The sequence below is a fragment of the Mesorhizobium sp. M2A.F.Ca.ET.037.01.1.1 genome (assembly GCF_003998075.1).
GTDB lineage: Bacteria > Pseudomonadota > Alphaproteobacteria > Rhizobiales > Rhizobiaceae > Mesorhizobium.
Genome location: NZ_RZSA01000866.1, coordinates 1 through 2,854, shown reverse-complemented (window position 1 = coordinate 2,854; position 2,854 = coordinate 1). Strand labels below are relative to the sequence as shown.

Here is a 2,854-nt window from a genome sequence, read left to right as displayed (position 1 = left end):
GCGATAGGGGACATACGCCCACGCGATCCCCTGAAGACGCCGCCCGGCCTCGGCCTCGCAATCGGCCTGGACGGCAAGTGAGATCGTCTCGACGCAGTGGACATGCAACACGACCCGTTGCGGCATCAGCGCATGCACGGTGGTCTCGATCGATGGCCGCAGGCCGCGCGGATTGAGGGCATCGATGGCGAAGGCCTGCGGCTTGTCGGCGCTCGGATCGCGTCGTTCCACCGCCTCGACGAGCGGACCTATCGCCACCGGCACCATGATGTCGTCGGTCAGCGCGTCCTTCAGCCATGTGCCGGAGGCCTTGATCCACAGTGTGTCGCCTGCCTTCAGCGATGTGTTGCCGCCGGCTGCCTGGGTCAGGTGCGGATCGGCGCCGATGGCGGCCGAAAGCGCCCGCAAGGCAGCCAGCTCCTGCGCATCAACTGTGGTCGCCATGGCGATCTTCCTCCAACGGCTCGGTCGGTCTCGCACGATCTCCCGTCACGGGAGAATGATTGGTGATGATATCGCAGATGCGAGCGATCTACGTCAACTGTGATCTACTATCATCAAAACTGGCTTGCATTCCGCCCGATGTTGAGTAAGTTGCACCAATTGCCGTGCAAATGGCATTGTCGGGAGGAAAAAGTTGAGCGACTCCGGCCGCCAGCGTCAGATCGTCGAGCTATTGCGGGACCGGCCGTTCGCCTCGGTGCGCGAGCTGCAGGAGCGTCTCGGCGTCTCGGCGGCGACGGTCAGGCGCGACATCGACAAGATCGACGAGGCTGGCGAGGCCAGGAAGGTCTATGGCGGCATCTCGGCGCTCGACGGCGCCTCGCAAGCCGGCATCGCCTATGCCAGGCCCTATGACGAGAACCGAGATCTGGCGGTCGATGCCAAACGGCAGATCGCCGCTGTCGCCGCCACCATGGTGCGCGACGGCGATGCGGTCATCGTCAATGGCGGCTCGACCTGCTTCCATCTCGGCGTCAAGCTCGCCGACCGCAACATCCGCCTCTTCACCAATTCCATGCCGCTCGCCGCCTATCTCAGCGACCATGGCCACTGCAGCCTGACCATCGCCGGCGGCGATCTGCACCGCGAACCCGGCATCATCCATTCGCTCACCCAGGCCACGCCCTTCTATGCCTCGAAGTTCTTTCTCGGCGCGCAGGGCCTCGGCCATGAGGGCGTGCTGGAATCGCATCCGCTGCTGGTGCGCTCGATCGTCGATCTCAGTCTCTGCGCCGACCAGATCGTGGTGCTGGCCGACAGCCGCAAGCTGTCGATCCATGCCCGCAACGTCGCGCTGCCGCTGTCGCGCATCGGCACGCTGGTGACCGATGACGGCCTTTCCGACGCCGATGCGCGCATGCTGGAAGATGCCGGCGTCACCGTGCGTATCGCCTCGCCTTCGGGAGCCGTCCAGTGAAGATGGCGGTGCTCGATTTCGGCAAGACCAACTCGAAGCTGTTCGTCTTCGGGCAGGACGGGCGCATCGTCGACGAACGGCGCACGAAACCCGACTGGATAGGTAAGGGCGGCCTCAGTGTGCTTGACGAAGCGGCGCTGCATGACTGGGCGCTGGACGCCGTCAACAAAGCCGCCGATGCCCACGGCATCGGAGGTCTGATGGTGTCGGGCCATGGCTGCACCTTCGCGCTGGTCGACGATACGGCGCTGACGCATCCGATCCTCGACTATGAGCAGGAGCCGCCGGCCGATATCGCCGCGCGGATCGATCGCCGCATTCCCGATTTCGCCGAGACCTTCTCGCCGCGCCTGCCGCTCGGCTTCAACTATGGCCGCCACATGTTGTGGCTGAAGGAAGTGGAGCCCGGCGCCTTCTCGGCGGCGAAGGCGATCCTCGGCTATCCGCAATATTGGAGCTGGCGCTTCGGCGGCCGCGCCGTTTCGGAGGTCTCCTATCTCGGCTGCCACTCGCATCTGTGGGCGCCGCGCAAGCGCGACTTCTCCTCGCTGGTCGACGCCGAGGGCTGGCGTGGTCAAATGCCCGCCTTCGCGCGCGCCGGCGCCGTGACCGGCGAGCGGCGCTTTGGCCGGGCCGGCAAGCCGGTCGCCATTCACAACGGCGTCCATGACAGCAACGCCGCGCTCCATGCCTATCGCCGGCAGGAACTCGGGCCGCTCACCGTAGTGTCGACCGGCACCTGGGTGATCGTGCTCAACCCGGACTGCCCGCTCGAGGCGCTCGACCGCGAACGCGACATGCTGGTCAATGTCGATGTTGATGGCGGCCCGGTGCCCACGATCCGCTTCATGGGCGGGCGCGAATTCGCAGCGATCAGCGGCAATTGGGGGGGCTCGATCGCGCCGGCCTCGATACAGCGCGCGATCGTCGCCGGCACCATGGCCCTGCCGAGCTTTGCCCCGGGCGGACCGCTGTCGGGCCTGACGGGCGAAATCGTCGGACCGGTTTCCGATGCCGAGGAGCGCGCGGCCGTGGCACTGCTCTACGTGGCATTGATGATCGATCTGTCGCTCGATCTGATCCGTTCAAGCAACACCGTCATCGTCGATGGCGGGCTGAACGCCAGCGGTCTGCTTGTCGCCCTCCTGGCCGCGCTGCGGCCGGGCCAACCCTTCATGCAGGGCGCCACGCTGGAAGGCAGCGCCACGGGCGCGGCCGCGCTCGCCTTCGAGAGCGTTGGCCGCGAGTTCGCCGCCGAGACTCCGGAGCCGGTACGCGCCGCGGACTTCAAGGGTCTGGACCGCTACCGCGACGACTGGCGTGCCCTCATTGCCGGACGCCACATAGCAGGCGCGGCGGCGGTCATTGCGCACCTCCTGCCGCCGCCCGTGTCGAGGCGCCGCAAAGGCCGGTGCTGGAGATGCGCCACATCTC

The 2,854-nt window shown here is 66.6% G+C and carries 3 protein-coding genes; 2 read left to right on the top strand and 1 reads right to left on the bottom strand.

Annotation, left to right across the window (positions count from 1 at the left end; all coding sequences use genetic code 11):
* A partial coding sequence (locus tag EOA27_RS30410) for a class II aldolase/adducin family protein (protein ID WP_145970625.1) occupies positions 1-444 on the bottom strand: 444 nt, incomplete at its 3' end.
* A 193-nt stretch (positions 445-637) separates the two neighbouring features.
* Between EOA27_RS30410 and EOA27_RS30405 the strand changes: the two genes are divergently transcribed.
* Complete coding sequence (locus EOA27_RS30405) at positions 638-1,420, top strand: DeoR/GlpR family DNA-binding transcription regulator (RefSeq protein ID WP_127257979.1); 783 nt, start codon at positions 638-640, stop codon at positions 1,418-1,420.
* A partial coding sequence (locus EOA27_RS30400) for a carbohydrate kinase (protein WP_127257977.1) occupies positions 1,417-2,854 on the top strand: 1,438 nt, incomplete at its 3' end. The genes EOA27_RS30405 and EOA27_RS30400, both read left to right, overlap by 4 nt.